The 2,471-nt window shown below is 65.4% G+C and carries 3 protein-coding genes; all 3 read left to right on the top strand.

Going from position 1 to position 2,471, the window contains the following annotated elements:
- Positions 1-81: 81 nt before the first annotated feature.
- From tnpA to tnpC, 3 genes are read left to right on the top strand one after another with little or no spacing between them, the layout of a single operon-like run.
- On the top strand, positions 82-426 hold the full coding sequence (gene tnpA / locus AC3WOE_RS30400) for an IS66-like element accessory protein TnpA (RefSeq protein WP_492696271.1): 345 nt from the start codon (positions 82-84) through the stop codon (positions 424-426).
- Positions 423-755 (top strand): IS66 family insertion sequence element accessory protein TnpB, encoded by a 333-nt coding sequence (tnpB, locus tag AC3WOE_RS30405; RefSeq protein WP_492696273.1) that lies wholly within the window; start codon positions 423-425, stop codon positions 753-755. The genes tnpA and tnpB overlap by 4 nt, the downstream gene beginning before the upstream one ends.
- Positions 756-815: 60 nt before the next feature.
- Positions 816-2,363 (top strand): IS66 family transposase, encoded by a 1,548-nt coding sequence (gene tnpC / locus AC3WOE_RS30410; protein WP_492696275.1) that lies wholly within the window; start codon positions 816-818, stop codon positions 2,361-2,363.
- Positions 2,364-2,471 lie beyond the last annotated feature (108 nt).

The following is a 2,471-nucleotide window of genomic DNA, read 5'->3' on the forward strand; positions in this document are numbered from 1 at the left end:
GTAAGCGCGCGGTGAACACATCTTGAGAACGGCATCGCCGGCGATAACGATGCTGTCCAGTTACGCAAATAGCTGGACAGCATGGAAGCCGAGAAGAGTCGCAAGCGCAGGCGCTACAGCCGCGAGCTGAAGGATCAGATCATTGCGGAGTGCGCGGTGCCCGGCGCGTCGGTAGCGAAGGTCGCGCTGTCTCACGGCATCAACGCCAACATCGTGCATGGGTGGCGCAAACTCGCGGGGCGTGTGGCACCCGCCATGACTCGGCCTGAGTTCGTTGCGGTGGCCGTTGCACCTGCAGCGCAGGCCAGGGTCGACCAACGCACCGTCGAGATTGAACTGCGCCGCGGCGCCGTGGTCATCAAAGTGCTCTGGCCCATGGACGCTGCAGCGGAGTTGCCTGCGTTCACCAGAGAGCTGCTGCGGTGATCCGCGTCGACGCCGTGTGGCTAGCAGTCGAGCCGTTGGACATGCGCGCTGGCACCGAGGCTGCTCTCACCCGCGTGGTCAACGTCTTCGGCGCGGCCAAGCCGCACCACGCCTACCTCTTCACCAACCGTCGCGCCAATCGTATGAAGGTCCTGGTGCATGACGGCATCGGCGTGTGGCTCGCTGCTCGCCGGCTTAACAGTGGCCGGTTCGCCTGGCCCAGAGATACCGGTGGGACATTGGCGCTCACAACGCAGCAGCTCGACGCGCTCGTGCTTGGCCTGCCCTGGCAGCGCCTGGGTGACGCTGGCGTCATCACCCTGCTGTAGCGAGCAATTGCGGCATCCACCGATGGCGCGAGAGCGCTGTCGTCGGCACGATCAATCCCCGTGATCGCTGACGACGCCATCGACAGTCTTGATGCCAGCCAACTGCGTGACATCGTGGGCGCACTGCGCGCCGAGTTGGCGCGCAAGGACAAAGCGCTGCTGTTCAAGCAGACCCTCGTCGACAAGCTCACGCACGAGAACGCGGTCCTCAAGCGACTGAAGTTCGCTGCGCAGAGCGAGGCCTACACGCCCGAGCAGAAGAGCCTGCTCGACGAGACCTTCGACATGGACTTGGCGGCCGTGGCTCGCGAGATCGAAGACGCTGAGCCCGAGCCCAAGAAGCCCAACACAGGCAAGCGCCAGCCCAAGCGCGCGCCGCTGCCGGCGCATCTGCCGCGTCAGGACGTGCATCACGAGCCCGCCAGCACCACGTGCAAGTGCGGCTGCACGATGAAGCGCATCGGTGAGGACGTCAGCGAGAAGTTGGACTACGCCCCCGGCGTCTTCACGGTGGAGCGTCACGTCCGGGGTAAATGGGTCTGCGCCGAGTGCGAGACGCTGGTCCAGGCGCCGATGGACCCGCACATCATCGACAAGGGCATCCCGACGACACGGCTGCTCGCCCAGGTGCTGGTGGCCAAGTACCTCGACCACCTCCCGCTGTACCGCCAGGAAGCCATCTTCGAGCGCGCCGGCATGGCCATCGCACGCTCGACGCTCGCGCAGTGGGTCGGCGAGTGCGGCGTGCAGCTGCAGCCCCTCGTGGACGCGCTGACGGCAGAGCTGCTGAAGGCCCCGGTGTTGCACGCCGACGAGACACCCGTCCCGATGCTCAAGCCTGGCAAGGGCAAGACGCACCGGGCCTACATGTGGAGCTGGTGCACGACCCAGTTCCACGAGTTCAGAGCGGTGGTCTTCAACTTCGCGGAGACCCGTGGTGGTCAGAACGCGCGGGACTTCCTCAAACTCGGCACCGCCGCTGGCTGGAAGGGCAGCCTGATCGTCGACGACTTCAGTGGGTACAAGCAGTGCTTCGACATGGGCGTGACCGAAGTTGGCTGCATGGCCCACGCCCGACGCAAGTTCCATGAGCTCTGGGCCAACCACCAGAGCAAGGTGGGCGAGCAGGCGCTGAAGTTCTTCCAGGCGCTGTACGACATCGAGCGCGACGCCGCAGATCTGGACACTGAAGGCCGACGATCTCTTCGACTTGAGAGAGCCAAGCCCGTCGCCGACGCGCTCAAACAATGGCTCGACGAGCACCGGCAGAAGGTGCCAGACGGCTCGGCGACCGCCAAGGCCATCGACTACAGCCGACGACGCTGGGATGCGCTAACGCGCTACCTGGGCGACGGGCGCCTGCCGATCGATAACAACTGGGTAGAAAACCAAATCAGACCGATTGCGCTTGGCAGGTCGAACTGGCTCTTCGCCGGCAGCCTGCGCGCCGGCAAGCGGGCCGCCGCCATCATGAGCCTGCTGCACTCGGCACGCATCAACGGGCACGACCCGTATGCATATCTTCGCGACGTCCTGGAGCGACTGCCGCTGCAGCCGGCCAGCCGGATCGACGAGCTGCTGCCGCACCGCTGGTCGTCGCAGGGCTGAACTCAAGCTGCCGCCCGGCAAGCCAAATCCCATCCTCGGTGTCAGGGGCTGGGAATGCGCACCGTGCTCCGGAGTGCAACCGTCAAGGTGTGTTCACCGCCCGCTTAC

The organism is Roseateles sp. FW305-36 (assembly GCF_058787015.1).

Excerpts from the sequence above, each read along its gene's own strand:
- tnpA (WP_492696271.1), top strand. The coding sequence starts at position 82 with ATGGAAGCCGAGAAGAGTCGCAAGCGCAGGCGCTACAGCCGCGAGCTG.